Raw genomic sequence first — 25,412 nt, 5'->3', positions numbered from 1 at the left:
GAACAGGTGAACGAAGGGTGCCACTGCGGCCCTGCGAACTATTGCGGACGGCGATCACGGGGCGGCCGGTACGCTTGCACGTGTTTCACGTGAAACATGTCCCCGACCGCGAAGACTGGATGAACGAAGATGCATCGGTACAGGTCCCACACCTGCGGCGAGCTCCGCGCCTCTGACGTCGGCACCGACGTCCGGCTGAGCGGCTGGCTGCACAATCGGCGAGACCTGGGCGGCATCCTCTTCATCGATCTGCGGGACCACTACGGCATCACGCAGCTCGTCGCCCGCCCCGGCACCCCCGCGTACGAGGCCCTCGACAAGGTCTCCAAGGAGTCCACCGTCCGCGTCGACGGCAAGGTCGTCTCCCGCGGCGCGGAGAACGTGAACGCGGAGCTGCCGACCGGCGAGATCGAGGTCGAGGTGAGCGAGGTCGAGCTGCTCGGCGCCGCCGCCCCGCTGCCCTTCACGATCAACACCGAGGACGGGGTGAACGAGGAGCGACGCCTTGAGTACCGCTTCCTCGACCTGCGCCGCGAGCGCATGCACCGCAACATCCTGCTGCGTACCTCGGTCATCTCCGCCATCCGGCACAAGATGACGACGCTGGGCTTCAACGAGATGGCGACGCCGATCCTCAGCGCCACCTCCCCCGAGGGCGCGCGCGACTTCGTCGTCCCGTCCCGCCTGAACCCGGGCCGCTTCTACGCCCTGCCGCAGGCCCCCCAGCAGTTCAAGCAGCTGCTGATGATCTCGGGCTTCGACCGGTACTTCCAGATCGCGCCCTGTTTCCGTGACGAGGACGCCCGCGCCGACCGCTCGCCGGGCGAGTTCTACCAGCTCGACGTGGAGATGTCCTTCGTCGAGCAGGAGGACGTCTTCCAGCCGATCGAAAAGCTCATGACCGAGCTGTTCGAGGAGTTCGGCAACGGCCGGAACGTCACCTCCCCCTTCCCGCGGATCCCGTTCCGCGAGTCGATGCTGAAGTACGGCTCCGACAAGCCGGACCTGCGGGCCCAGCTGGAGCTCGTCGACATCACCGACATCTTCGAGGGCTCGGAGTTCAAGGCCTTCGCGGGCAAGCACGTACGGGCCCTGCCGGTGCCGGACGTGGCCGCGCAGTCCCGCAAGTTCTTCGACCAGCTCGGTGACTACGCGGTCTCGCAGGGCGCGAAGGGCCTCGCCTGGGTGCGGGTGGCCGAGGACGGCTCGCTGACGGGCCCGATCGCCAAGTTCCTGACCGAGGAGAACGTCGCCGAGCTGACGAAGCGCCTGTCGCTGTCGGCCGGCCACGCGGTGTTCTTCGGCGCGGGCGAGTTCGACGAGGTCTCCAAGATCATGGGCGCGGTCCGCGTCGAGACCGCCAAGCGCGCCGGGCACTTCGAAGAGGGCGTCTTCCGCTTCTGCTGGATCGTCGACTTCCCGATGTACGAGAAGGACGAGGAGACCGGGAAGATCGACTTCTCGCACAACCCGTTCTCGATGCCGCAGGGTGGTCTGGAGGCCCTGGAGACCCAGGACCCGCTGGACATCCTGGGCTGGCAGTACGACATCGTCTGCAACGGTGTCGAGCTGTCCTCCGGCGCCATCCGGAACCACGAGCCGGAGATCATGCTCAAGGCCTTCGAGATCGCGGGCTACGACCGTGAGACGGTCGAGGAGCAGTTCGCGGGCATGCTGCGCGCGTTCCGCTTCGGTGCCCCGCCGCACGGCGGTATCGCCCCCGGCGTCGACCGCATCGTCATGCTTCTCGCCGACGAGCCGAACATCCGGGAGACCATCGCGTTCCCGCTGAACGGCAACGCGCAGGACCTGATGATGGGCGCGCCGACGGAGCTGGACGAGACGCGGCTGCGTGAGCTGCACATCTCGGTGCGCAAGCCGGTGAACCCGGCGAAGTAGCCGGGCGCCGACCGACAGCACGCCACGGTGGGGCGGTGTCACCTCTGGACGAGGTGACACCGCCCCACCGCTGTTTCACCGACCGGGCGGCCCGTCCTCGTCCGGGAAGAACTCGTCGTCCGGGAGAGGCGGGAGTCGTAGGTCGTCCGGGACCGGCCCCTCGTCGTGGCTGCGCGCGTAGCGGTGCACGCGTACGTCGAGGTTCAGGCGCCGGGACTCCCGGCTGAGGCGGCGCTTCTCGCGGCGCCCGGCCTCGTCGTCGTCCAGCTCGTTGTACCGCCGACGGGCCGCCCAGAAGGCGCGCTCCTGTGCGGCGGCCGCTTCTCCGGGCGAGGCGGCGGCGGAGTCGTCCCGGCTTCCGTCGAGTTCGTCGGCCATGCGTCACACAGTGTCATGGATCGGCGACGGTGACGAGAGAATCTCCACCCACCCCCATACGGGTGATAAGGGTTTTTCCCAGGACGTAGAGATCCGGACAGTACGCGTCTGTCGTGACCGTCAGTAACCGGAGCGCGCCGACAACGCTCCCTGATCGCCGCCGCCGTGCGAGCACTGCCCCGGCACCGATCGCGCCCTTCCGCACGCTCCTCGGCACTCCGTCGTGCGACGTCACTTACCGGCCATACACCTCATTGACCGCGAAGTGCCCGTCCCAGCACGCTCCTCCCGCACGAGGTCTCCCCGTTTCCCGGGGCGACCTGGGACGGGCCCCAGGCTGCCCGGGGCCGGACGAGAGGAAGACCAACGATGGCTCGTAGCGCGGAGAACCAGCACAAGCCGGTCCGCAAGTCGCTGACCGAGCGCACCCAGGACGAACTGGAGATCGCGGGGTTCGACGAGGTCGAGACCCCCGAGGCGGACATCGTCAGCCTCGGCGGCGCCAGCTACACCAAGATGCTCGGCAAGATCTACGCCTGACAGCCGACCCCTGACAGTCGACCGCTGACTGCTGACCGTTCCCTCGGGGCCCCGGTGTGCGAGACGCCGGGGCCCCGGCCCCCGACTTCTGTCGAGCCGGACCCCGGAGAGCCCGTCGATGCAGCGCATCACCTCGGAACTGCCCTACTTGGACCAGGCAGGCCATGTCTACGTGCCGCTCGCCGGACCGGCACAGTCCTGTCTGAAGCTCAACCGTCACGCGTCCCGTGTCTGGCGCGAGGCCCTGCGCCAGCCCCTGGACCTCGACACCCTGCCGGCCCCGGACCGGGACTTCCTGCTCGGCCTCGTCCAGGACGGCGCCCTGAACTCCGCCCCCGCGCCGGAAGGGGTGTGAGATGGACACGCTGACACGGCCGGCCATCGCCTTCGTCAACCCCTCGGTCGGCTTCTCCGACCGCCGTAAGTCGAAGCCCATCGGGCTGGCGTACATCATGGCCTACCTGGAGAAAGCCGGATTTCCCAGCTCGGGTTTCGACTTCGGGGACTCCGAGGACGACGCCGTCGAACTGGCCGCGCTCTACGGACTCGACCGCTTCGACGTCGTCGGGTTCTCCGTCTACAACGAGTCGTTCCGCGCGGCGGTCGCCATGGCCGAGTGGATCAGGAGCCGTCGCCCGCGGTGCCTGATCGTGCTCGGCGGCCCGCACGCCACCGCCGTGCACGAGCACATCCTGCGCCGCCACCCCTGTGTCGACGTCGTGGTGCGGCGCGAGGGCGAGGAGGCGATGCTCGAACTCGTCAGCTGCCTCCACGACCGCGCCAAGCTGACCGCGATCAGGGGCACCACCTGGCGTGCTCCCAGCAGTGGCAGTGGCAGTGGCAGTGGCAGTGGCAGTGGCAGTGACGGCGGCGGGGGTCTCCTGGTCAACGAGGACCGGGACTTCGTACCCGACCTCGACCAGATCCCGTTCCCCGACGCCGAGTTCGTCTCGCACTCCGGGTACCCCGACCTCACGTACTACGACGAGGTGCAGGGCCGGCTGAAGGCTGCGCTGACGATCTGCAGCAGCCGCAGCTGCCCGTACGACTGCTCGTTCTGCGGGGTACTCACCATCGGCCGCAAGTACCGCTCGCGCGAGGCGGAACGGGTCGTCGCCGAGCTGCTGCACTTCCGGGAGCGGCACGGCGTCGACTACGAGCACGTGTACTTCAGCGACGCCAACTTCTTCGTCTCGCCGACCCGTGCCATGGAGGTCGCCGAGGCGCTGTACGAGGCCGATCCGCAGGTCACCTTCAGTTTCGGCACCCGGGTCAACCAGATCCTCAAGGCCGCCGACGTCCTGCCCCGGCTCAAGGAACGCGGTCTGCGGTTCATCGAGCTGGGCATCGAGTCCGCCTCGGAACCGGTCCTCGAACGGCTCGCCAAACATGTGAAACCCGAGGTCAACGTGGCGGCAGTACGCCTGTTGAAGCGGCTCGGCATCGAGATCTCCCTCGACTTCATCATGCTCGACCCGGCCACCACCCTGGCCGACATCCGAGCCAACATGGAGTTCCTGCGGGAGACCGGCTTCTACGACTACGTACCGCACGACCACCTCTACAGCGCGCTCGTGCTCTACGAGGGCACGCCGATCCGCGACTTCTACGCCCGGCGGTTCGGTGTCGTCTTCGACCCGGACGAACTGCCCAGCCCCTTCACGCTCTTCGAACGGCCCGAGGTACAGCGGTTCAGCGACACGCTCAGGGCCTTCCGCAAGCAGTGGCAGGACCGGATCGACGGGGCGCTGGCGCAGGGGGAACTCGCGCTCGCCTCGATCGGGGACGACGGCCTGAGTCCTGGCAGGGCGACGCACGCCCGGCTGCAGCTCGACGTCGTGTCACTGCGCCACGCGCCCAACCTCCTCACGGAACGCCTGCTGGCGGACGCCGAAGCCGGTTTCCCGCTGCTGGACGCGGGCGGCCTGGAAGCGCTGCTGCCCCGCCTGGGACACGACCGCGTCCCGCTGCACGACCTGATCGAACGCACCGGGGCCGTGGCGCGCGAGGCGGGCTTCGCGCGGGCCCCGGGCGCCGTCGGCCCGCACGGGAGGGACTAGCGCATGGGAGGCACCGACCACATGCCCACAGCGATCGGCACGAGTTCCCCGATCCCCGGCCTGGGTCCGCCCGGGGTCCATGGGATCTGCTTCAGCTGCGACTCGATCAAGGACATGGACATCGCGGAGGAGGTGGCCACCAGGCTCGCCGCCCCAGCCCCAGCCCCAGCCCCAGCGACGGCCCCGGCGACGGTTGAGGCAACAGCCACGGCCACGTCCACGGCTACGGCACCGGCCACGACCACCGCCGCCGCCACCTGGTACAGCGTCGGCATCCTCGCCACGGATCAGGAACTCGCGCTGCGCTGCGCCGAGTTCTGCCGCCGGCACGGGCTGCACGCGCTGTTCCACCCGCTGGACCTGGACGTGTGCGGCACCGACCCGCTCGACGACCGGCTGCTGCGCCTGCTCGGGCGGCGCGCCGACGAACTGGACTCGCCCTGGCTCAACATCGACCTGGCGATGTGGGTCCGCGAGGGCGAGACCCTGCTGGAGTCCCTGGTGCCCATGCCCCTCGTCGACGAGGCCGTCGATTGGGCGGTGGACCGCGTCAAGCACGCCCAGGACGTCATCGGCCGCCCGCTGACCATCGAGAACGCGCCCTACCCCCTCGTGGTCGGCGACCAGGACATCCTCACCCTGATGACGCGCATCGCGGAACGCGCCGACTGCCTGATGACCATCGACGTCGGACACCTCTACGGGCTGCGGGTGCAGCGGGGGCTGCCGCCGGTGCTGCCCAGCGACGACGACATCGCCTGGGACCGGGTCGTCGAGGCGCACATGAGCGGCACGTTCGTCCGGCGCTTCGAGGGCGGGGTGCGCCTGGTCGACGACAAGCACGACTGGCCGGTCGGCGACGAGGTGTGGGACCTCGCGGATCAGCTGCTCCCCCGCGCTCCCCAGCTGCGGTCGGTGATGGCCGAGGCGGAGGGCATGAACGCCGACGAACTGACCGAGAGCGTACGGCGCTTCGCCCGCCGGGCCGACCACTGGTGGGGTGCCTCATGAGCCGCGAGACCGAGTTCGACACCCCGCCGGACTACATCCCGCCGGCCCACACTCCGCCGGCCCACACTCCGCTGGACTACGCGCGGCTGACCGACACGACCTGGCGCATCCTCAACGCGACCCCCGGCCGGCGCGCCGAACTGCTCGCCGCGCTGCCCCCGGCCGAGCGCACGGTCGTCGCCAAGGGCACCAGCGGGCCGGGCTTCGACATGGAGCAGGCCCGGCGTCGCAAGACCGTCGCCGACGTGCTGAACGTCAGCTTCCCGGTCACCTTCTTCGCGTACTACGGCCGTACCGGCGCGGAAGGCCTGCACGCCTTCCTGGACAGCGAGTTCTGGCAGCGGCGGCCCGGCCCAGCCCGGGTCCGTCTTCCCGCCCGCGGCCACCGCGTCGGCCGCCTTCGCCGGGTTCCTGCGCGCGTCCGACTGGATCGCCCGGCAGGAGGACTGGGTCGGTGAGGCCTTCGCCTTCGAGGACGCCCACCTCTTCGGCGGCGCCACGGCCGACCCGCGCCCGTACTCCGCCCGCCGTCCCCGTCTCGTGGCGGGCGCGTGGATCGCGGAGGCCACGTTCGACGTGCCCGCGTACGGCGGGATGCTGCGTGAGCGGGCCGCCGTCGATCCATGGACCGAGGCCCTGCTGCTGGTCAAACGCCGTCCGGCGCCGCTCGCCGTCATCTCGGTCCCGGCCGGCGAACGCGTCCGCCGGGTACGCCTCACGGGCACCACGGTCGCCGCACTGCGCTGGCTGTGGGACACCGGGACGCCGATGCCAGGGGGCGCCGCCGGGACACCCGCCTATGCCAGGGCGGTCAGCGCCGGACTGGTGGAGGGGTCCGCACAGTGATCTCCCGGTCCTCCCAGGATCACGTCCGCCGGGTCCGGCGCGGCTATCTGCTGGTGTCCGGTCTCGACTACTTCGCCGACATGCTCCTCACCGTGACGTCGGTCCTGCTCCTGCAGTCGCTGGGCATGGGGTCGGGCGCGGTGTTCGCCCTGATCGCCGCGGTGTGGATCGTCGAAGGGGTCTCCGAGATCCCGACGGGCGTCCTCGCCGACCTGCTCGGCCGCCGTGTCTCGGTCGCGATCAGCTTCGTACTGCGGGCGGTCGGCTACAGCGCCCTGTTCTTCAGCGGCAGCGTGTACGTGGCCGCCGCGGGAGTCCTCCTCGCCGCGCTGGGCGGCACCTTCGCGTCCGGCGCCCTGGAGGCCTGGGCCGTGGACGAGACCAGGCCGGAGACGGAGACGGGAGCGGGGGTGGGGGCGGGGGCCGGGGCCGAGGGCGCGCGCGGCCTGGACCGCCTCTTCGCCCAGGGCAAGATCGCCGAGAACGCGGGCCTCGTCCTGGGCACGCTGACCGGCGCCGCCCTGGGCACGCTGGACCTGGCACTGCCCCAGATCGTCGCGGGCGTCTCCTGCGCGCTGGCGGCCGTACTGTCCCTGCGGCTGATGACCGGCCGACCGGGTCCGGAGCGTCCCGGCCCCCGAGACGGCTTCGCCCCACGGCTGCGGGAGTCGTTCGGCGAGGTCATGACCGGGACGCGGCTCACCCTGCGGGGCGACAAGGTACTGATCGCCCTGATCGTCGCCACCGCGTTGCTGTGGCTGTTCCGGGGCATCCCCGGCGTCCAGTGGACGGTCGTGTACGAGGGACTCGTCGGCGGCGACCTGCTGGTGCTCGGCGCGATGCGCAGCGTCGGGTCGCTGCTGGAGATCCCGTTGCTCGGCTGGACCATGAGCCTGCAGCGACGCCGGGCCGCGGCGCGCCGGAGCGTCATCGTCACCGCGTCCACGGTCGGCGCGTTCGCCCTCGTCTGCGCCGCCACCGTGCGGGAACCGGCCGTCTCGATCGTCTGTTACGTCTGCTTCTCCACGGCGTTCGGCCTGTGCATGCCGGGCGTCCGGGCGGCCATGAACGAACGGATCGACAGCGGACACCGCGCCACCGTGCTGTCCGTCGCCTCGCTGTTCAACAGTCTGTTCACCGGCGGCGGCCTGATCCTGACCGGCCTGGCCGTCGGCGAACTCGGCAGCACGGCCGTGGCCTGGCCGCTCGCCGCGGCGGGGTTCGGGGTGGCGGGGCTGTGGGTGGGCTCGTTGGCGGTACGGGAGGGGGCGGGGCCGGCGGCGGGGCCGCCACGGTCGCCGACGCCGACGAAGGCCGGGCCGGCGGCGGTCGGGGTGACGGCGGCTGGGCCAGCGACGGCCGGGCCAGCGACGGCCGGGCCGACGGCGGCCGGGTCGCCGCCAGCCGGGTCGACGGCAGCCGGGTCAAAGGCGGCCGGATCGACAGCGGTCGGGTCGGGGACAGTCGGCCCAGCGACGGCTGGACCGACGACAACCGAGCCGACAACGGCCGGGTCGACGACAACTGGGTCAAGGGCGGCCGGGCCGGGGACAGCCGGGCCGAGCACGGCCGGGCCGACCACGGGATCTCAGGAGGTGTCCGCGCCATGACCGCCGTCCACCCTCCCTCTGTCCCCTCCCTCGCCCCTGACCCCGACCCCGCCCCCGACCCCATCGAGGATCTGCTCGCCGATCTCCAGTTGGAGCGTGCCGGGCTGCCCGGTCGGGGCCCGGTTCCGGCGGCCCGGCGGGCCCGACAGGTCGCCGGCGAACTGGCCGGGCTGGGCCTTTCCCGGTTCGTCGCCGAGCTTCTGGGGGAGCCGGCATCCGTGCCCGCCCCCGCCCCCGGGGCCGTACTCGACCTGGAGGCCGATGAGGACGGCCGGCGGATCTCGTACGAGACCTGGTGCGCCGAGGCGCGTGAGCTGACCGGCGAGGTCTGGCGGTGGCTGTCCGAGCGCCGCCGCGCCGCCGGCGCCTCCCACGACGGCGACGAACTCCCTTGGTGGTGCGGCGAGTCGGCGTTCCCGCTGCCCACCGACTCCGTACGGCGGCTCGCCGGGGTGACGGCCCCGGTGCCGGATCTGTCGGAGACCGCCGAGGCCTGGGCCCGCCCGACCGGACTGCGCGGCCGGGCCACCGCCGAGTACAACTGGCGCTGGCTGCTGCTCGGCAAGGGCCTGTACGGGCGACCCGGCGGGACGCTGCCCCCGCTGAACGAGCTGATCACCCGGCTCGTCGGGGAGGCGCGGCGGCACGGGCTGCTGCCACCCGGCCACCGGGTGCGGGTGTTGCGGCGCCCGAACACCCCGTCCATGGTCATGCCCGTACGGCTGCCCGGTTCCTCGCTGCTCTCCCTGCCGACCGCGGTCACTCCGGTGACGGTCCAGTACCTGCAGCACGAACTGGCCCATCTCGCCGAGCACGCGCTGCGCCCGGCGGGGGCCCCGCTCGCGGAACGGTGGGCGTTCGACCCGCTGCGGTCGGAGGGCTGGGCGCTGCTGCTGGAGCAGTTGGCAGGGTCGACCGCGTTCCTGGCCCGGTTGGGGATCGACGCGGAGGCCGCCGCGGCCCTCGCCCGCTTCTTCGCCGAGGAGGAGCGCTTCAGCCGCGGGCTGATGGCGGCGGACCTGGCCGTCGACACGGACCTCGCGGGCTGCCGGACGTCGGCCGAGGCCTTGGAGGCCGCGTCGGCGGTGGCCTCCCGCACGGGACTGCGGTGGGCTCCGGAACTGCTCCTGCTGCGGCAGACCCGCGTCCTGCACTGGCGCTCCTACCTCGCGGGTTACGCCTGGCGTGACACGGTCCGCACCGAACTCGTCGCGCGCTTCGGCGTCGACTGGGCGGAACGGGCGGAGGCCTGGGCGCTGTTGCGGGACGCGCTGGCCCGTACCGGGCCGGTGGCGGGGTCGGCAGCCGGGTTCCTGGCCGCGCTGGCTGGGCTGGACCTGCCCGAGCCGCGGGAGCCGCGGGAGCCGCGGGAGCCGTACGCGTCCCGATCGCACGAGCACGAGGAGACACGATCACGATGACGACGACCGGGACCGGGACGCTCGACCCTGCGGAGGCGGGAAACGAGGTGGCGGCGCAGAACGACGTGGCGGCGGAGAACGAGGTGGCGGCCGGGCCGCGGGAGGCGTTGCGGGTGCTCTGCCGGGACGCCCGTACCGCGGACGGCCTCCCGTGGGGCAGGGCCCACGCCGTCTTCGACGCCTCGCCGGACGTCGCCGATGTCGTCTCCCGGCAGGACCTGGAGGACTGGCTGGACTGCGGCCTGCTCCACTACCCGGTGCTGAACGCGATGCGCGGCGGCACCCCGGTGCCGCCCGAGGAGCTGACCCGGGTCATGCACGTCTCCGGTGACCCCCGGGGCGGTTACGTGGACGGCGCGAAGGTGCGTGCCCAACTGGCGGCCGGCGCGACCGTGGTCGTACAGAACCTGCACGAGTGGCACCGCCCCGCACAGCGACTGTGCGGACGCCTGGCCCGACTGTTCTCGGCCAAAGCCGGGGCCGTGGCGTTCTGGACGCGGGCGGGGGAGGACGGCATGCGCGTCCACCGGGACGACGGCCATCTCTTCGTCGTCCAGATCGCCGGGACCAAACGCTGGTACCTGTACGACACTCCGCGCGAGGCGGCCGACTGGCGCCCCGGTTACGTCCGGGACGAGGACCTAGCGGGCGCCGAGACCGTGGATCTGCGGGTCGGCCAGGTGCTGTACCTGCCGGAGGGCATCGCCCACCACACCCGCACCCTCGACACGGAGTCCGTGCACGTCACCGTCGCCGTCCGGGAACCCGGGCTGCGGGACACGGTCGAACTGGCCGTACGCGCCTGTCTCGCGCGCATCCCGGACCACGCCGCCCTCTCCGGGACCACCGCGGAGCGCGAGGAAGCCGCCGACGACCTGCTCAGGCGGCTCGCCGACGCGCTCGGACGGGTGGACCGGGCCGCCCTGGTCCGTGACGCGTCCCGCCGGGCGGCCGAGACGCGCGGCAGCCGGTGAGCCGTAGCCGGTGAACCGTGGCCGCTGAACCGTGGCCGCTGAACCGTGGCCGGGTGGTGGGGAGTCGGGGGAGCCCGGAAGTCGGGGGCGGGGAGAGTCGGTCGCGGCCGATCGATTCGCGCCACGTTTCGCGTGCGAACGGTAATCCACAGTCCGCGCCCACGCTGTTGACAGCCTTCTTACCTACCTTCCTCGCTCATGACGGGAAGCATGACAGAAGGTCAGTCGGCCCACGGGCCGAAACACAAGCGGAACGTGACGCGCCGCAAGGTCGTCGTGGCGGGTGGCGCGGCGGTCGCCGCGGTGGGCGTGGGCGGCACGATCGCTGCGACCGCGAACGCCGGCCAGACGGCCGCGAGCGCGAAGGGCGCGTCGGCGAGCGCCACCCCGACCGCCACCTCGACCGCCGACGAGGGCTGCTACAAGCTCACCTCGGAGACCACCGAGGGGCCGTACTACATCGATGCCGACAAGCTCCGGCAGGACATCACCGAGGACAGGGAGGGCATCCCCATGACCCTCCGTCTCAAGGTGATCGACAACGAGACCTGCAAGCCCATCAAGAACGCCGCCGTCGACATCTGGCACTGCGACGCGCTGGGTCTCTACTCCGGTTACGAGGACCTCTCCAGCGGTGGCGGCGGTGGCGGCACACCGCCCAGCGGCACGCCCACCGACGTGCCCTCCGGCACTCCGACCGGCTCCCCGACCGGTCCCCCGCCCGGTGGTGGCGGTGGCGGCCACCAGGAGCCCACCGACGACAAGCGCTACCTGCGGGGCACGTGGAAGACGGACAAGCAGGGCTTCGTCACGTTCAAGACGGTCTTCCCCGGCTGGTACCAGGGGCGTTGCGTCCACATCCACACCAAGGTGCATGTCGGCGGTACCTGGACGGACGCCGGTTACGAGGGCGGGAACACCTGCCACACCGGCCAGTTCTTCTTCGACGAGGAGTCGGTGCTCGCGTCGGCGGAGGTCGAGCCGTACTCCACGTCGACGACCGAGCGCACGACGCTCACCGAGGACACGATCTACGACCAGTCCGGTACGGCCGGCGGTCTCCTCAAGCTCAAGTACAAGAAGAACGCCATCGCGAAGGGTGTCCTCGGCACCATCACGATGGGCGTCGACCCGGACGCGACCCACGAGGGCACGGACGACGCGGTGCAGCCGGGCGCGTCGGAGACGGCGTCGGCATCGGAGACGGCTTCGGCTTCGGAGAGTTGAGCGGGGTGAGCGCGGGCTGAACCGGCCGCGCAGAACGCGTACGGCGTATGGGCCCGGGACGGGACGAAGGAAGTCCCGGGCCCATGCGGGTGATCAGGGTGATCAGGGCGGTCGGGGTGATCAGCTGACCCACAGGGTGTTCGTCGTGCGGGCACAGCAGCGGGGCGTCTGATGGCAGGTGCGAGGTGAGAACGCCCCGCGGGACACCGGCGGCGCCGGACGAGATCACCGGAGGAGAACATGGGATTCGCCGTGCTGCTCGCACTGTTGCTGATCGTCGGAGCGGTGGTGGCGAGGCGCCGCTGGGGCCGGGCGCGCGACCTGTCCGACGTGTCCGAGCTGTCCGACCTGGATGCGGAGGCCGACGCCAATCGGTGGGTGGTGCGGCTCGGCGGCAGCCTGTCCGCTCTCGACGTACGGATCCGGGCGGAGACGAGTACGAGTGCGGGGGCCGACGTGATCGCGGCGCAGGCACTCACGGCCGCCGCCGAACGCCTGCGCACCGCCCGGGACGAACTGGCCACCGCCCGCACGGCGGCCCAGTACGCCCTGGTCACGCGTACGGCAGTCGAGGGCCTCGCCCATGTCCGAACGGCCCGCACCTCGCTCGGCCTAGACCAGGCGGAGGCCGACGGCCTGATGCGGATCGGCTAGCGCGGGGGTGCGGCTCGGGTGTCGTACGTGGGCTCCGGTGTCGTACGTGCGCTCAGGTGTCGTACGTGCCGTCCCAGGGCGGGCCGAAGCCGAGGCGGTCCGGATACAGCTCGGCCCAGGGTTCGCCGTCGTCCTCGCCGGTCAGCAGGCCGAACAGCACGCCGTCGCGGGTGAGCCGGAAGGGCTGGACCGCGATGTCCGTGTAACGGCGCCGCGGGAGGCTCCGGAGCAGTTTCGCGAGATGGGCCTGTGCCTGGGCGAGGACGGAGTCGGGCCCCTGCGGGTTGCGCTGCTGCTGGGCCCAGCTACCGGCGCACCAGATCTCCGAGTCGCGGTGACGACCGGCAGTATCGAAGGTGTGGAGCACGGTGAAGAGTCTTTTGTGCTCTTCCCAGCCGTCGTCGGGGCGGTAGTCCTCGGGGAAGGCGTAGGTGACCGACCCCAGGAATTGCCCCTCCGCGTAGTGACCGATGGCATCGGTGCGGTGGCGCGGCTCGTACGCGATCGGGATGACCTGGGGGACTGCCATGACGAAACCATACGGATGAATCGTGCACATGCCAGGAGCGGGGTCCCGTAACGGGGGCTCGCCCAACTGGGCGTTATGGCTTCGTTATGCGCTGAGCCAGAACCCAACACCTCGCGTATTCACTCTTGATGCTCATGACCATGATCAACCGCCGTGCGACCAAGCCGTCTCCGACCGCGAGGTCTCGCCGCCGTCGCAGAGGCTCCGGGGGTGGAGGCGGGGGCGGGGGAAAGGGGCCACTGTTGTGGGGCGTGGCGGCCCTGGCGGTGTTATCGGCGGCGGCGCTGGCGGTGAGCGGAGGGACGCCGGCGGCGTCCAGCGCGAACAGCTCCGCGGGCTCCGACAAGTCACCGGAGGCGGCAGACGACAGGCCGGACCAGTCCGAGCCCTCCCCTTCCCCCTCCCCCTCGAAATCGGCCGAGGAAGGGATGGAGGGCGAGTCCGATGCGCGGCGGGGAAACGAGGAGTCACCGGATTCGGCGACGTCCCCCTCAGCCGCCTCATCCGCCTCGCCCTCCATCCCTTCCTCGGGACCTGGGACGTTCACCACGGCGGGTGGCGGAAGCGGAACCGTCGGGAAGGGCACCCGAACGCTGCGCTACAAGGTCGTGGTCGAGAACGGCCTCGCGCAGTCGGCGGGGGACGTGGCCGACCAGGTGGAGGACGTACTGGCGGACCGACGAGGCTGGACGGCCGACGGCAGGTCGGGCTTCAAACGGGTCTCGACGGGTTCGGCCGACTTCGTCGTACGGCTGGCGACACCGGGAACGGTGGACGAGATCTGCGGCCGCTACGGCCTGAGGACACGCGGCGAGGTCAACTGCAGCGTGGGCAAGGACGTGGTGGTCAACCTCAAGCGCTGGCTGCTGGCGACCCCGGTCTACGCCGACGACGTGGACGCGTACCGCGCCCTCATCATCAACCACGAGGTGGGCCACTTCCTCGGCCACGACCACGTGACGTGCCCCGGCCCGGGCAAACCGGCCCCGGCGATGATGCAGCAGATCAAGGGCATGCGGGGCTGCAAGCCGAACGTGTGGCCTTACGACACGAAGGGGCGGTTGGTCACGGGGCCGAGGGTGCCGTGAGCAAGGCCTTCGGTTCGAACTGACCCCGCCCGGCCGTGGGCTTGAGGGCCGGTCGGGGTCTCTGTCAGGGCTCGCGGCTATTCGTCCGGGCCGTGCTCTGTTGTGCCGGGGCTAGTCATCGGCGAAGATCGCGTCGGCGGAGAGCGCTACGGCGGCGCGTCGCAGCCAATGGCGCAGGCTCTCGGGGTCAACGCAGTTGATGACGCGTTCCCGGACTGGCTCGGGGACGTCGATGCCGCGTGCCGCGAAGACATCCAGGATGGCCTCGGCCCGGCCTTCCGCCCGGCCCTCCGCCCGGCCCTCCGCCTGTCCTTCCGCCCGGCCTTCTGCCTGGCCCTCCGCCCGGGCCTCCTCTCGGACTTCTTCGAAGAGGGGTGACTTGTAGAAAGAAAGGTCCACGGCCACGAGTGTCCTCCAAAGTGCCGCGGCGGGTAGCTTGCCCAGGCCGCGTGAGATGAATTCGATGACGGGGTTTTTGACGGCGTCCGGTTCGTCCCGCAGCACGGTCGTCACTGCTTTGAGTATGGGACCGATCTCCGGGTTCTTGGCGTGCGTGATCGCGGCCAGTGTCGCGAGCGCGAGGTCCTTGCGGACCTCGGCCGAATCAGTGATCAGCGGCATGTTGTGCGGGCCCGCGACCAGCGGGCGCAGGGTGAGCAGGGGCCACTGGGGAGGGCCGAACGTGACCGGCTCCTCCGCCCACTTGGCCGTCGCGTGGTCCTGGCAGACGACCAGCAGTATCGGCTGCAGCCGATACTTCGTGAGCAGGTACGAGGCGTAGTACGCCCAGCTCGCCGGCTTGTCCGGGTCCTTCTTCCCCTGTGCCTCGACGGCGAGCAGGAGCGGTTCGTCGTCCTCCGTGTCCAGCCGCAGCAACGTGTCGACGCGGCGTTCGAGTGGGCTGGCCTCGGTGAGGTCGGTCGGCATGAGAGTGACCGAGGTGGGCGGGGCGAAGTCGACGCCCAGCACCTTTGACACCCCGGAGAAGAGATCCGGGTGATCCTGAAAGATGCGGTGCATCGCCTCGTGCGGCGCACTGACCATGAGGGTTCCTGAGGGGTGAGATATGCCAACAGCACATGCAGTAGGCAGGTAGCAGGTGGAGCGTAAGGCCCCAAAGCGACCTGATAAGTGCACAGTTGGGAATATTCACCCGCCCGAGTGACCGTCCGCCGTTGGGCGGGAGGGGTGGGGCTTGGTGAGGAGAGCGGCCCGACTCAATCCGCCGTCATGCGCTGCCGAGGGCGCCGGAACGTATGCCGTGGAGGAGGTGGGCGAGGGGGGTGGGGGAGGTGGTGAGTTCTATGGAGGGGGTGTCGCTCTCGCGGAGGCGGATGGTGTGAGCCTCAGTGGCGAGTTCGACGCAGGCGTTTCCGTCGCCGCCGCCGGAGAAGGATGACTTCTGCCAGCTGTCGGGGGTCGTCATGGTGCGCCTCACAACTCCTTGGCCAGCCTGTGGATGAAGTCACGCGACCGCTCAGGTTCGAGTGACGATGCTTCCACCCTACGGAAAAGCGTTCGAAAGCTGTTGAGTTGGGCTTCGGAGTCGACGAATGCCGAGCCGTGAGGTGCATCCCGCACGACCGTGTCCAGCTTGGGGACTGGGCCTCCCGCGAAGACCATCGCGCTTCCGGCGTCGATGAAATCGTCGAGAGCGAACGGGATGACCCGCACGGTCACGTGATCGGCTTCCGAGAGTTCTTGGATGCGGTCGAGTTGGGCCTGTGCGACCGCTCGGTTGCCGACCTTGATACGCAGTGCCGCCTCGTGCACCACCGCTTTGTAGGGGATGGGTCGGTCACCGTCGATGATGGTTCGCCGCGCCATCCGGTGCGCAACGCGCAAGTCGAGTTCACCGCGCGGGAGTTCGGGCACTCTGTGCGAGAAGACGCGTCGGGCGTACTCCTCTGTCTGGAGAAGCCCGGGTACATAAAGGCAGTCCACATCCCACCGGAAGGTGGCGTGGTGCTCCAGCTCGGACAGGTCCATGAATGACGTAGGCAGCAGGCTTCGGTACTCCTCCCACCAGCCATGTGTTCGATCGTTCGCCATTGTCACCAGGGACTCGATCAAGTCCGGGTCCGCGCAGGAGTAGTGAGCGGCGAGTCTGCGGAGGCGCTCCTCGCTCACACCCCCGATCCCGGACTCCATCTGGCTCATCTGTGCGGAGTCGCATCCGACCAGTGCGGCGGCTTCGCGCGCTTTGAGGCCTGCGGCTTCGCGCAGCTTACGTAGCTCGCCCCCCAGACGTTCCTGGCGTGCGGTGGGCTGCCGTCTACGCGGCATGACGTCCTCCTCGTCCCAACTGTCCTGAGGCACTGACTCGTTCGAGGGGCAGATAGTGGTGGCGGCTTGCGCGGTACCAAATTTTACCCATACCGTCAGTGATGCGACGCGCACGCTGCGAATTCGGGGACTCCGCAAGCGCACCACTCCGTCCTGCCATGACGGTTGCGGCATGCCACTACTCCCCACCCTCACCTTCCCCTTTATGGAACGGAGTTCCCGCATGCCGCAAATCGTCAACGAACCCGAACCCTGGGAGTACACGCTCAGCATCCCCAACGACCCCCGCGCGGTGACGGTCTGCCGCCGCACCCTCCGCCTCATCCTCACGATTCACGGCTTGATCCGCCTCACTGACACCGCCGAACTTCTGGCGACGGAGCTGATCTCCAACGCGGTGTGCCACGCGAAGGGTCCCGCCGCTCTACGTCTGCGCTGGCGGGACGGAGTTCTGCGGATCGGCGCGTGGGACGGGGACCCCGACCCGCCGCAGCCGACGGCGGCTTTCGCGAACGCAGCGGACATGGCGGAGTCGGAATCGGGCCGAGGCCTCACCCTCGTCCAGGCCTGCGCGGACGTCTGGGGCTGGTACCCGCTGCCGAGGAACGGCAGCGGAGGCAAGTACGTCTGGTGTGACCTGGGCGCCGCGTAATTCGTTGATCACCTCGGACGGATCTGATCGTGCTGACCCAGAGCAGTTCGACGGCCCGCTGGGCGGCACAGCCCATCCGGATGGGTCTGCCCGTTTGGAACTCGCCCACCGTGAGACCGCTGGTCCTCGGCCCGGAGAACGTGCCGCTGATCATGGGCGAACGAGAGGCCGTGGAGTAGCGGGCGGGGTGGCGGACGGCCGTGTCGTGTCCGGCCACCCCTGCGTCGGGAGGGGAGCCGAGTTGTTACTCCGGCGCTCCGCCGAAGCGCTCCTTGTACGTTTCCAGGTCCTCGTCCGTGATCTTGGCGAAGAGGACCGGGGGGACCGTGAAGGGGGTGCCCGCGGGGAGGGAGTTCAGGGACTTCGCCTCATCCTGTGTCACCCATGTCGCCGTGTCGGTCGGCAACGTGAAAGCCGCCCGCATCGCCGCCGACGAGGACGGGATGAACGGCTCCGAGACCACCGCGTACAGGTGGATCAGGTTCATCGCCGTGCGGAGGGTGAGCGCCGCGCCCTCGGGGTTCGTCTTGATCTCCAGCCAGGGGGCCTTCTCCTCCAGGTAGGAGTTGCCCGCCGACCACAGGGCGCGCAGCGCGGCCGCCGCCTTGCGGAACTGGAGCGCCTCCATCTGGGTCTCGTAGTCGGAGAGCAGCGACGCGATCTCCTCGCCGAGCTTCGCCTCCGGCGCGCTCGCCTCCGCGCCCGCCGGGACCTCCTCGCCGAAGCGCTTCTTCGAGAAGGACAGCACACGGTTGACGAAGTTGCCGAGCGTGTCCGCCAGGTCCTTGTTCACCGTCGCCGTGAAGTGCTCCCACGTGAACGACGAGTCGTCCGACTCGGGGGCGTTCGCGATGAGGAAGTAGCGCCAGTAGTCCGCGGGGAGGATGTCCAGGGCCTGGTCGGTGAAGACGCCCCTCTTCTGGGAGGTGGAGAACTTTCCTCCGTAGTACGTCAGCCAGTTGAACGCCTTCAGCTGGTCGACCTTCTTCCACGGCTCCCGTACGCCCATCTCCGTCGCGGGGAACATCACGCTGTGGAAGGGGACGTTGTCCTTCGCCATGAACTCCGTGTACCGCACGTCGGAGGCGCCCGCCGGCTCGTACCACCACGACTTCCAGTCCCGGTTCTCCTCCGGGGCCGCGTCCGCCCACTCCTTCGTCGACCCGATGTACTCGATCGGCGCGTCGAACCAGACGTAGAAGACCTTGCCCTCGGCGGCCAGCGTCGGCCACGTGTCGGCCGGTACCGGTACGCCCCAGTCCAGGTCACGCGTGATCGCGCGGTCGTGCAGGCCCTCGGTCAGCCACTTGCGGGCGATGGAGGACGCGAGCTGCGGCCACTCGTCGGAGACCTCGTCGATCCACGCCTCCACCTCGCCCTGCAGCTTCGACTGGAGGAGGAAGAGGTGCGTCGTCTCACGTACCTCGAGTTCCGTCGAACCCGAGATCGCCGAGCGCGGGTTGATCAGGTCGGTGGGGTCCAGGACGCGCGTGCAGTTCTCGCACTGGTCGCCGCGCGCCTTGTCGTAACCGCAGTGCGGGCACGTGCCCTCGACGTAACGGTCGGGGAGGAAGCGGCCGTCGGCCGGCGAGTACACCTGCCGGATCGCGCGCTCCTCGATGAAGCCGTTCTCGTTCAGCCTGCGGGCGAAGTGCTGTGTCAGTTCGGCGTTCTGCGGGCTGGAACTGCGGCCGAAGTGGTCGAAGGCCAGCGCGAAACCGTCGTAGATCGCCTTCTGCGCGTCGTGCGCTCCGGCGCAGAATTCGGCGACCGGGAGCCCCTGCTCCTTGGCCGCCAGTTCGGCCGGGGTGCCGTGCTCGTCCGTCGCGCAGATGTAGAGGACATCGTGGCCGCGCTGGCGGAGGTACCTGGCGTAGACGTCCGCCGGGAGCATGGACCCCACCATGTTGCCCAGGTGCTTGATCCCGTTGATGTACGGAAGGGCGCTGGTGATGAGGTGTCGAGCCATTGCGGGCTGCTCCCGAGTCGCTACGTGGGGTGACGTCCGGTCGAGTACTGCTTCGACTTTCGGCCGTCTTACGAACCTTGAAATCGTAGCCGACATGGGTGGGCCGCCCGCTCCTCGTTTTATGGGACGAGAAGGGGGCGGCCGGGGTGGTGCTGCGGGGTGGGGTTGCGGTGTGGGGTTTTCGCGGTGCGGGTTACGGGCGCCAGTTCGCCAGTACGCCCTCGTAGACCTCCGCGTCCGTGAGCTCGCGGGGCGTCGGGCCCGCGTGGAAGAACGCGGTGTTGTCCGACTTCAGCTTGCGGAGGTAGTCGAAGGCCTTGTTGTCCTGCTCGCCGAACGCGACGAAGGAGAAGAAGAGACCGGGGTGGCTCTTCGCCGCCGCCGTCAGGGCCTGGGTGGCCGGCGTCTTGGCGTCCGGGGCGCCGTCCGTCTGGAAGACGACCAGGCCGGGCTCCGCGGGAGTGCCCGACTTCTCGTGCAGGGCGATCACTTCCTCCACGGCCGCGTGATAGCTCGTACGGCCCATACGGCCGAGGCCGGCGTGGAGTTCGTCGATCTTGTTGTCGTGCTCGGCGAGGGTGAGTTCGCCGGTGCCGTCCAGCTCGGTGGAGAAGAAGACGACCTGGACGTTCGCCTCCGGCGCGAGGTGGGCCGCGAGGGCGAGGGTCTGCTCGCCGAGGGCCTGCGCGCTGCCGTCCTTGTAGTACGGGCGCATCGACGCGGAGCGGTCCAGGACCAGGTAGACCTTGGCGCGGGCGTCGGCGAGGCCCTGGTTCGCCAGGGCGGTGGCGGCGGCCTTGTAGGCGCTGAGGAGGGCGGGGGCCTGGGACGCGACGGCGTCCTCGCCCCCGGCGGGGGATTCCGGTGCCGCCTCGGTCGCGGCTTCGGTCGCGGTCTCGGCCTTCGCCTCGGTCGCGGTCTCAGCTGTGGCCTCGGTCGCCGACGGCTTCTCGGTCTCCGTCGCTACGGGCTTCGGTTCCGGCTTCGACTCCGGCTCCGGCTCCGGCTTCGACTCCGGGGTCACCTCGGCGACGGCCGCCTCGATGTCGGCCTCCGCCTCGGAGGCCTTCTCGGCGGCGACGGCCTCGGTCTCGGGCTCCGCGTCGACGATCGGCTCGATGACCGGTTCGGCCTCGGGCTCCGGAACGAGCTGGATGACGAGCTCGGGCTCGGCCTCGGCCGCGGCGATCACGGGCTCGGCCTCCGTCGCTACGGGCTCCGGCTCCGGTGCCGTCTCGGCGACGGGCTCCGGCTCGGGGTCGGCCGCCACCACCGGCTCGGCCGCCGGAGCGACCTCCACCTCGGAGGCCTTCTCAGCGGCGACGGGCTCGGGCGTCGGCTCCGGCTCGGCTTCCGCCTTCGCGGGCTCCGCTGCCGGTTCCGGCTCGGCCGCCACGACGGGCTCCGGCTCGGCCACAGGCTCGGGCTCAGCCGCCACGACAGGCTCCGGCTCAGCCTTCGCCGCCGGTTCGGCCGCCGCTTCCGGTTCGGCCTTCGCCGCCGGTTCCGTCTTCGGTTCCGGTTCCGGTTCCGGTTTCGGCTCGGTCGCAGGCGGTGTCGTCTGCTTCGGGACCGTCACGTTGTCGAACGCCGCCGAGACCAGGTCGTCCACCGAGGACGCCTTGCTCTCGGTCTTGCGCTCGGTCTTGCGCTCCGTCGTACGCTCGGCCTCGGCCTCGCGCTCCGTGGCCGGCGCGGGGACAGAGACCTCAGGCTCGGCTGCCGCAGGCGTGGGCTCGGGAGCCGTCTCCTGCCGGGCCGCCGGCACGGTCGGCTCGGCGGCGGCAGATGCGGAAGGGACCGCGGCAGCGGCAGCGTCCCCCTTGCGTGACTTTCCGAACGCATTCCGCAGGCGGGTGAGAATGCCCATGTGCGCAACCCTTCGCATGAGTTGGTTCCGTCAATCCCTGGCCAGGACGGACACGTAAGGTTAGCCGCCAGGACCGAAGATCTTTATCGGGCCCGAACATGGCCCCGGTTCCCGCACACCCGTCGGAGCCAAAGCCCTTTTGGCAGGGCCCAGTTCACTCTCCGTTAACCTCACGTCCGCGCCCTCGCACGCGCGTGCCCCTAGCGTCTCGCCAGACAAAGACATTAGGGGAGGGAACGTGCGCAACCTGCTGCCTCTGCTCGGCTCGACCGGTTCACACCCGGGCGGCCGTTCCGAGATGACCTGTCGGTACCGCTGTGGTGATGCCTGCTTCCACCCGGCGCCCAACACCAGCGCCAACGAATACGTCGGCGACGTCATCGCCGGAGCGCTCAGCCGTCGTTCCATGATGCGGGCCGCCGCCGCGGTGACCGTGACCACGGCCGCGGCCGGGAGCGCGGTCCTCGGCGCGGGCGCGACCCCTGCCGCCGCCCAGCCCGCCGCGGGTGCGGCGACCACCCTCGGACACGGCTCGCACGGTTCGCACGGCTCGAAGGGCAAGGCCGCCCGCGGCCTGCGCTTCACCCCCGTCGCGCCGAACACCACCGACACCGTGACCGTCCCCGAGGGCTACGGCCAGAACGTGGTCATCCGATGGGGCGAGCCCATCCTGCGCGGCGCCCCGGCCTTCGACCCGGACCGGCAGACCGCGGCGGCGCAGGCAGGCCAGTTCGGCTACAACTGCGACTTCCTCGCCCTGCTCCCGCTGCCGGGCGAGCGCGGCCGTCAGCTGCTCGTGGCGAACCACGAGTACACGGACGAAGTCCTGATGTTCAAGGGCTACGACCCCGCGAACCCGACCCGCGAGCAGGCCGAGATCGCCTGGGCCGCGCACGGTCTGGGTGTCGTCGTGGTCGAGGAGGAGCGCAGGACCGGCAAGCTGACCGCCGTGCCCCGCCACCACCTCAACCGTCGTGTCACCGCGACCACCGAGTTCAGGGTGACCGGCCCGGCGGCGGGCTCGGCCCTCCTCAAGACCTCCGCCGACCCGACCGGCAAGAAGGTCCTCGGCACGCTCAACAACTGCGCCGGCGGCGAGACCCCCTGGGGCACGACGCTGCACGGCGAGGAGAACTTCAACCAGTACTTCGCCAACGCGAGCCGCACCACGGACGCCCGCTACGGCATCGGCACCGGCGCCACCGAGCGCAAGTGGGAGCGTTTCGACAAGCGTTTCGACGTCGCCCAGGAGCCGAACGAGGTCCACCGCTTCGGCTACATCGTCGAGCTGGACCCGTACGACCCGACGTCGACGCCCCGCAAGCGCACCGCGCTCGGGCGGTTCAAGCACGAGGGCGCGACGATCCGTCTCACGGACGACGGCCGCCCGGTCGCCTACACCGGTGACGACGAGCGCTTCGACTACATGTACAAGTTCGTCGGCAGCAAGCGGATGCGCCACGGCAACAGCCGCGCCGCCCGCGAGCACAACCTGACGCTCCTCGACGAGGGCACGCTGTACGTCGCCAAGCTCACCGGCGACTCCCCGGCGATCGAGATCGACGGCACCGGCAAGCTCCCCTCGGACGGCGAGTTCGACGGCAGCGGTACGTGGATCCCGCTGGCCACCGCCACCGCGAAGGGCGCCGTCTCGCACGTCCCCGGCATGACCGCCGAGGAGGTGTACGTCTTCACGCGCCTCGCCGGTGACAAGGTGGGCGCCACGAAGATGGACCGCCCGGAGGACATCCAGCCCTCCCCGCACACCGGCAAGGTGTACGTCGCCCTGACGAACAACACCAACCGCGGTGTCGGCTCCAACGCCAAGGCGGACGAGGCCAACCCGCGCAACGCCAACAAGCACGGGCACGTCCTGGAGCTGACCGAGCGCCGCAACCGCGCCGACGCCACCAGCTTCGCCTGGTCGCTGTTCCTCGTCGCGGGCGATCCGAAGGACCCGGCGACGTACTTCGCGGGCTACCCGAAGGACAAGGTCAGCCAGATCTCCTGCCCGGACAACGTGGCCTTCGACCCGCACGGCAACCTGTGGATCTCCACGGACGGCGCGCAGCTCGGCTCGCACGACGGCCTGTTCGGCGTGGCGACGAAGGGTGAGCGGCGCGGTGAGCTGAAGCAGTTCCTGACCGTGCCGAAGGGTGCCGAGACCTGCGGTCCGCTCGTCCAGGACCGCCGTGTCCTGGTGGCGGTGCAGCACCCCGGCGAGATCACCGGGGCGACCGTCGAGAACCCGGCGAGCGTCTGGCCCGACGGCCCCGGCAAGATCGTCCGCCCGTCGGTCGTCTCCGTCTGGCGCAAGGACGGCGAAGACATCGGCGTGTGACGCACACGGCAACGGGGGCGCCCTCTCAGTCAGAGGGCGCCCCCGTTCTTTGGTCGTTCGCTCTTCTGCCTTCAAGCCTTCAGGGGCGCGGGGAACTGCGCGGCCGGCCCTCACCGGGCCCGCCCCCTACACACGACCCCCGCCCCTACACCCCCACCCCCACCAAATCAAGCCACTCCCCATAGCCAGGGGCCTCCCGGGCGACCTCCGCGTACGCCTCCCACAGCTCAGGGAAGACGGAGTCCAACTCCCCCTCCGTGCGCGCCGCGAGCACCAGCCGGACCCCCAGCGGATCCCCCTCGATCCTGCGCACCGCCATCTCCGGCCGAGGCTGGCACGTCGGCTGGCAGACCGTGACGACCTCGCCGGTCGCGACCAGTGAGGCGGCCGTGTGGTAGTCCCCGTGCAGCACCCGCGGCCGCAGCCCCGCCGCCCGCAGCATGCGGTGCACGGCGTCCCATTCGCCGTCGACCGTCGGATCGATCATCCACCGGTCCCCGGCCAGGTCGGAGAGCCGCACCTCCGGACGCGCGGCCGCCGGATGGTCGGCCGGCAGCGAGACGAACTGCGGTTCGCGGTCGACCAGGACGCGCAGCGCCAGCCCGTCCGGGATGCGCAGCGGACTGCCCTCCACCTCGTGCACGAAGGCCACGTCGAGCCGGCCGGCGGCGAGCATGCGCAGCAGGGCGTTCGGGGAGACGTCCATCTGCAGGACCGGTTCGCGCTGCCGTGCGCGCAGCCGGCGCAGCCAGCCCGCGAGGGCGCGACTGGCGGTGGAGCCGATACGGAGCTGAGGCCCGTCGGCGTCCGTCGCGGCGGCCCGGGCCTCCGCGACCAGCGACCGCATTTCGGCCACCAACGGGCGGGCGCGGCCGAGGACGACCAGGCCGAGCGGGGTGGGCCGGCAGCCGGTGCGTTCGCGGAGGAAGAGGGGGCCGCCGAGCTCCTGCTCGATGCGTTTGAGCTGGGTGCTCAACGAGGGCTGGGCCACGCCGAGCTGCCGGGCGGCCCGGTGCAGGCTGCCGGTGTCGGCTATGGCGCACAGTGCGCGGAGGTGCCTGACCTCAAGGTCCATGCCGCCGGAGCCTAAAGCGGAAGTACAGCTTTCACCAGACGCACAAACCCCACCCAAATCAAGTGAGTCGGGCGGTCGGATACGGACGGATAGCTGTGTCCTATCGCCGGTTGGCATCATCACAGCCGCCTCACAGAAGCCGAAACTCCTCGGTGACGACTTCACCCCCCACGCAAGGAGTCATCGATGCGACTGTCCACACCCATGCTCTCCGCCGCGCTCGGCCTCGGCCTCACCGCTGCCGCGCTCGGTACCGTCCCGGCCGCGGCGGCCCAGGCACCGGAGCCGGCGTCGACCGCCTCCGTCGCCACCACCACCGCTTCCGTGGCGGGCGCGGGCTACAACGGTTCCGGTGAAGAGGCGAAGGCCAACGAGGCCTTCTTCGAAGCCGTGCTGAAGTCCGTGGCCGAGAAGCGCGCCGCGAACCCGACGTCCGCCGCCGCCGTCACCGTGGTCTACAACGCCTCGGCGGCGCCGACCTTCGCCACCCAGATAGCCCGCAGTACGTCGATCTGGAACAGCTCCGTCTCGAACGTCAAGCTCCAGGCCGGCACCAGCGGCGCGAGTTTCACGTACCGCGAGGGGAACGACTCGCGCGGTTCGTACGCGTCCACGGACGGGCACGGCAGAGGCTACATATTCCTCGACTACCGGCAGAACCAGCAGTACAACTCCACGCGCGTCACCGCCCACGAGACCGGGCACGTGCTCGGACTCCCCGACCACTACTCCGGGCCGTGCAGTGAGCTGATGTCGGGCGGCGGCCCCGGTACGTCCTGCACGAACGCCGTTCCCAACAGCGCGGAGCGCGCCCGGGTGAACCAGCTGTGGGCCAACGGGCTCGCCAAGGCCCTGGCGAAGGTCAACCAGGACTGAGCCACCGGGGCCGGCCGGTCCCGGCCGGTCCCTCTCTGACGCACCACCCCACCCCCCACGGACGTGGGCCGCCCCTCCTGCACAGAGGGCGGCCCACGTCGTGTTT

The 25,412-nt window shown here is 70.4% G+C and carries 25 protein-coding genes; 17 read left to right on the top strand and 8 right to left on the bottom strand.

The features are described from left to right. Nucleotides 1–129 precede the first annotated feature (129 nt). Complete coding sequence (aspS, locus tag IE278_RS11065) at nt 130–1,899, top strand: aspartate--tRNA ligase (RefSeq protein ID WP_189771234.1); 1,770 nt, start codon at nt 130–132, stop codon at nt 1,897–1,899. A gap of 75 nt (nt 1,900–1,974) precedes the next feature. Here the strand turns inward: aspS and IE278_RS11060 are convergent, their stop codons facing one another. Beyond that, nucleotides 1,975–2,277, bottom strand: coding sequence for a hypothetical protein (locus tag IE278_RS11060; protein ID WP_189771231.1), 303 nt, complete (start codon nt 2,275–2,277; stop codon nt 1,975–1,977). Nucleotides 2,278–2,646: 369 nt separating this feature from the next. Here IE278_RS11060 and IE278_RS11055 point away from each other — a divergent pair, with 369 nt between their 5' ends. The 11 genes from IE278_RS11055 to IE278_RS11005 all read left to right on the top strand — a co-directional run bounded on the left by IE278_RS11055 (nt 2,647) and on the right by IE278_RS11005 (nt 12,620). After that, nucleotides 2,647–2,817 (top strand): hypothetical protein, encoded by a 171-nt coding sequence (locus tag IE278_RS11055; protein WP_189771229.1) that lies wholly within the window; start codon nt 2,647–2,649, stop codon nt 2,815–2,817. Nucleotides 2,818–2,935: 118 nt separating this feature from the next. After that, nucleotides 2,936–3,172 (top strand): hypothetical protein, encoded by a 237-nt coding sequence (locus IE278_RS11050; protein WP_189771227.1) that lies wholly within the window; start codon nt 2,936–2,938, stop codon nt 3,170–3,172. A 1-nt stretch (nt 3,173) separates the two neighbouring features. Further along, nucleotides 3,174–4,877, top strand: coding sequence for a B12-binding domain-containing radical SAM protein (locus IE278_RS11045; RefSeq protein WP_189771225.1), 1,704 nt, complete (start codon nt 3,174–3,176; stop codon nt 4,875–4,877). 3 nt (nt 4,878–4,880) lie between these two features. Beyond that, nucleotides 4,881–5,888 (top strand): multinuclear nonheme iron-dependent oxidase, encoded by a 1,008-nt coding sequence (locus IE278_RS11040; protein ID WP_189771223.1) that lies wholly within the window; start codon nt 4,881–4,883, stop codon nt 5,886–5,888. After that, a complete protein-coding gene (locus IE278_RS11035) occupies nt 5,885–6,346 on the top strand; it encodes a hypothetical protein (protein ID WP_189771221.1) in 462 nt (153 codons plus the stop codon). The genes IE278_RS11040 and IE278_RS11035 overlap by 4 nt, the downstream gene beginning before the upstream one ends. A gap of 82 nt (nt 6,347–6,428) precedes the next feature. Beyond that, complete coding sequence (locus IE278_RS11030; RefSeq protein WP_189771219.1) at nt 6,429–6,734, top strand: hypothetical protein; 306 nt, start codon at nt 6,429–6,431, stop codon at nt 6,732–6,734. After that, nucleotides 6,731–8,344: an MFS transporter gene (locus IE278_RS11025; RefSeq protein WP_189771217.1), complete on the top strand. Its 1,614-nt coding sequence runs from the start codon at nt 6,731–6,733 to the stop codon at nt 8,342–8,344. Before IE278_RS11030 ends, IE278_RS11025 begins: the two co-directional genes overlap by 4 nt. Beyond that, on the top strand, nt 8,341–9,765 hold the full coding sequence (locus tag IE278_RS11020; protein WP_189771215.1) for a hypothetical protein: 1,425 nt from the start codon (nt 8,341–8,343) through the stop codon (nt 9,763–9,765). The genes IE278_RS11025 and IE278_RS11020 overlap by 4 nt, the downstream gene beginning before the upstream one ends. Continuing rightward, a complete protein-coding gene (locus IE278_RS11015; RefSeq protein ID WP_189771213.1) occupies nt 9,762–10,739 on the top strand; it encodes a JmjC domain-containing protein in 978 nt (325 codons plus the stop codon). The genes IE278_RS11020 and IE278_RS11015 overlap by 4 nt, the downstream gene beginning before the upstream one ends. A gap of 198 nt (nt 10,740–10,937) precedes the next feature. Beyond that, nucleotides 10,938–11,966, top strand: a complete 1,029-nt coding sequence (locus IE278_RS11010; RefSeq protein WP_189771212.1) for an intradiol ring-cleavage dioxygenase — start codon at nt 10,938–10,940, stop codon at nt 11,964–11,966. A gap of 240 nt (nt 11,967–12,206) precedes the next feature. Further along, a complete protein-coding gene (locus tag IE278_RS11005; protein ID WP_189771209.1) occupies nt 12,207–12,620 on the top strand; it encodes a hypothetical protein in 414 nt (137 codons plus the stop codon). Between the two features lie 52 nt (nt 12,621–12,672). Here the strand turns inward: IE278_RS11005 and IE278_RS11000 are convergent, their stop codons facing one another. Continuing rightward, nucleotides 12,673–13,149, bottom strand: coding sequence for a hypothetical protein (locus IE278_RS11000; protein WP_189771207.1), 477 nt, complete (start codon nt 13,147–13,149; stop codon nt 12,673–12,675). 140 nt (nt 13,150–13,289) lie between these two features. Between IE278_RS11000 and IE278_RS10995 the strand changes: the two genes are divergently transcribed. Next, nucleotides 13,290–14,237, top strand: coding sequence for a DUF3152 domain-containing protein (locus IE278_RS10995; RefSeq protein ID WP_189771529.1), 948 nt, complete (start codon nt 13,290–13,292; stop codon nt 14,235–14,237). Between the two features lie 111 nt (nt 14,238–14,348). Here the strand turns inward: IE278_RS10995 and IE278_RS10990 are convergent, their stop codons facing one another. The 3 genes from IE278_RS10990 to IE278_RS10980 all read right to left on the bottom strand — a co-directional run bounded on the left by IE278_RS10990 (nt 14,349) and on the right by IE278_RS10980 (nt 16,523). Further along, complete coding sequence (locus tag IE278_RS10990; RefSeq protein ID WP_189771205.1) at nt 14,349–15,281, bottom strand: hypothetical protein; 933 nt, start codon at nt 15,279–15,281, stop codon at nt 14,349–14,351. A 184-nt stretch (nt 15,282–15,465) separates the two neighbouring features. After that, on the bottom strand, nt 15,466–15,663 hold the full coding sequence (locus IE278_RS10985; protein WP_189771203.1) for a DUF397 domain-containing protein: 198 nt from the start codon (nt 15,661–15,663) through the stop codon (nt 15,466–15,468). A gap of 8 nt (nt 15,664–15,671) precedes the next feature. Then, nucleotides 15,672–16,523: a helix-turn-helix domain-containing protein gene (locus IE278_RS10980; protein WP_189771527.1), complete on the bottom strand. Its 852-nt coding sequence runs from the start codon at nt 16,521–16,523 to the stop codon at nt 15,672–15,674. 223 nt (nt 16,524–16,746) lie between these two features. Here IE278_RS10980 and IE278_RS10975 point away from each other — a divergent pair, with 223 nt between their 5' ends. Beyond that, nucleotides 16,747–17,175, top strand: a complete 429-nt coding sequence (locus IE278_RS10975; RefSeq protein ID WP_189771201.1) for an ATP-binding protein — start codon at nt 16,747–16,749, stop codon at nt 17,173–17,175. Nucleotides 17,176–17,204: 29 nt separating this feature from the next. Beyond that, nucleotides 17,205–17,354, top strand: coding sequence for a hypothetical protein (locus tag IE278_RS10970; RefSeq protein ID WP_189771199.1), 150 nt, complete (start codon nt 17,205–17,207; stop codon nt 17,352–17,354). 65 nt (nt 17,355–17,419) lie between these two features. Here IE278_RS10970 and metG read toward each other — a convergent pair whose 3' ends face one another. Together metG and IE278_RS10960 are read right to left on the bottom strand one after the other, a co-directional pair. Then, nucleotides 17,420–19,144 (bottom strand): methionine--tRNA ligase, encoded by a 1,725-nt coding sequence (metG, locus tag IE278_RS10965; RefSeq protein WP_189771197.1) that lies wholly within the window; start codon nt 19,142–19,144, stop codon nt 17,420–17,422. Between the two features lie 193 nt (nt 19,145–19,337). Beyond that, the gene (locus IE278_RS10960) at nt 19,338–21,014 is read right to left on the bottom strand and encodes a VWA domain-containing protein (RefSeq protein ID WP_189771195.1); all 1,677 of its coding nucleotides are present in this window, start codon (nt 21,012–21,014) and stop codon (nt 19,338–19,340) included. A 238-nt stretch (nt 21,015–21,252) separates the two neighbouring features. Between IE278_RS10960 and IE278_RS10955 the strand changes: the two genes are divergently transcribed. After that, the gene (locus IE278_RS10955; RefSeq protein ID WP_189771193.1) at nt 21,253–23,355 is read left to right on the top strand and encodes a PhoX family protein; all 2,103 of its coding nucleotides are present in this window, start codon (nt 21,253–21,255) and stop codon (nt 23,353–23,355) included. Nucleotides 23,356–23,500: 145 nt separating this feature from the next. Here IE278_RS10955 and IE278_RS10950 read toward each other — a convergent pair whose 3' ends face one another. Next, nucleotides 23,501–24,430, bottom strand: a complete 930-nt coding sequence (locus IE278_RS10950; RefSeq protein WP_189771191.1) for a LysR family transcriptional regulator — start codon at nt 24,428–24,430, stop codon at nt 23,501–23,503. Between the two features lie 186 nt (nt 24,431–24,616). Here IE278_RS10950 and snpA point away from each other — a divergent pair, with 186 nt between their 5' ends. Further along, a complete protein-coding gene (snpA, locus tag IE278_RS10945; protein ID WP_189771189.1) occupies nt 24,617–25,306 on the top strand; it encodes a snapalysin in 690 nt (229 codons plus the stop codon). Nucleotides 25,307–25,412 lie beyond the last annotated feature (106 nt).

Source organism: Streptomyces tauricus, from assembly GCF_014650955.1.
Classification (GTDB): domain Bacteria; phylum Actinomycetota; class Actinomycetes; order Streptomycetales; family Streptomycetaceae; genus Streptomyces; species Streptomyces tauricus.
Note: the sequence above shows the minus strand (reverse complement) of the source record. Positions and strands in the feature narration are given on the sequence as shown.

Bases quoted from the DNA above. Each gene is read 5' to 3' on its own strand.
- aspS (WP_189771234.1), top strand. From the start codon at position 130: ATGCATCGGTACAGGTCCCACACCTGCGGCGAGCTCCGCGCCTCTGAC.
- IE278_RS11060 (WP_189771231.1), bottom strand. From the start codon at position 2,277: ATGGCCGACGAACTCGACGGAAGCCGGGACGACTCCGCCGCCGCCTCG.
- IE278_RS11055 (WP_189771229.1), top strand. From the start codon at position 2,647: ATGGCTCGTAGCGCGGAGAACCAGCACAAGCCGGTCCGCAAGTCGCTG.
- IE278_RS11050 (WP_189771227.1), top strand. From the start codon at position 2,936: ATGCAGCGCATCACCTCGGAACTGCCCTACTTGGACCAGGCAGGCCAT.
- IE278_RS11045 (WP_189771225.1), top strand. From the start codon at position 3,174: ATGGACACGCTGACACGGCCGGCCATCGCCTTCGTCAACCCCTCGGTC.
- IE278_RS11040 (WP_189771223.1), top strand. From the start codon at position 4,881: ATGGGAGGCACCGACCACATGCCCACAGCGATCGGCACGAGTTCCCCG.
- IE278_RS11035 (WP_189771221.1), top strand. From the start codon at position 5,885: ATGAGCCGCGAGACCGAGTTCGACACCCCGCCGGACTACATCCCGCCG.
- IE278_RS11020 (WP_189771215.1), top strand. From the start codon at position 8,341: ATGACCGCCGTCCACCCTCCCTCTGTCCCCTCCCTCGCCCCTGACCCC.
- IE278_RS11015 (WP_189771213.1), top strand. From the start codon at position 9,762: ATGACGACGACCGGGACCGGGACGCTCGACCCTGCGGAGGCGGGAAAC.
- IE278_RS11010 (WP_189771212.1), top strand. From the start codon at position 10,938: ATGACGGGAAGCATGACAGAAGGTCAGTCGGCCCACGGGCCGAAACAC.
- IE278_RS11005 (WP_189771209.1), top strand. From the start codon at position 12,207: ATGGGATTCGCCGTGCTGCTCGCACTGTTGCTGATCGTCGGAGCGGTG.
- IE278_RS11000 (WP_189771207.1), bottom strand. From the start codon at position 13,149: ATGGCAGTCCCCCAGGTCATCCCGATCGCGTACGAGCCGCGCCACCGC.
- IE278_RS10995 (WP_189771529.1), top strand. From the start codon at position 13,290: ATGATCAACCGCCGTGCGACCAAGCCGTCTCCGACCGCGAGGTCTCGC.
- IE278_RS10990 (WP_189771205.1), bottom strand. From the start codon at position 15,281: ATGGTCAGTGCGCCGCACGAGGCGATGCACCGCATCTTTCAGGATCAC.
- IE278_RS10985 (WP_189771203.1), bottom strand. From the start codon at position 15,663: ATGACGACCCCCGACAGCTGGCAGAAGTCATCCTTCTCCGGCGGCGGC.
- IE278_RS10980 (WP_189771527.1), bottom strand. From the start codon at position 16,523: ATGCCGCGTAGACGGCAGCCCACCGCACGCCAGGAACGTCTGGGGGGC.
- IE278_RS10975 (WP_189771201.1), top strand. From the start codon at position 16,747: ATGCCGCAAATCGTCAACGAACCCGAACCCTGGGAGTACACGCTCAGC.
- metG (WP_189771197.1), bottom strand. From the start codon at position 19,144: ATGGCTCGACACCTCATCACCAGCGCCCTTCCGTACATCAACGGGATC.
- IE278_RS10960 (WP_189771195.1), bottom strand. From the start codon at position 21,014: ATGGGCATTCTCACCCGCCTGCGGAATGCGTTCGGAAAGTCACGCAAG.
- IE278_RS10950 (WP_189771191.1), bottom strand. From the start codon at position 24,430: ATGGACCTTGAGGTCAGGCACCTCCGCGCACTGTGCGCCATAGCCGAC.
- snpA (WP_189771189.1), top strand. From the start codon at position 24,617: ATGCGACTGTCCACACCCATGCTCTCCGCCGCGCTCGGCCTCGGCCTC.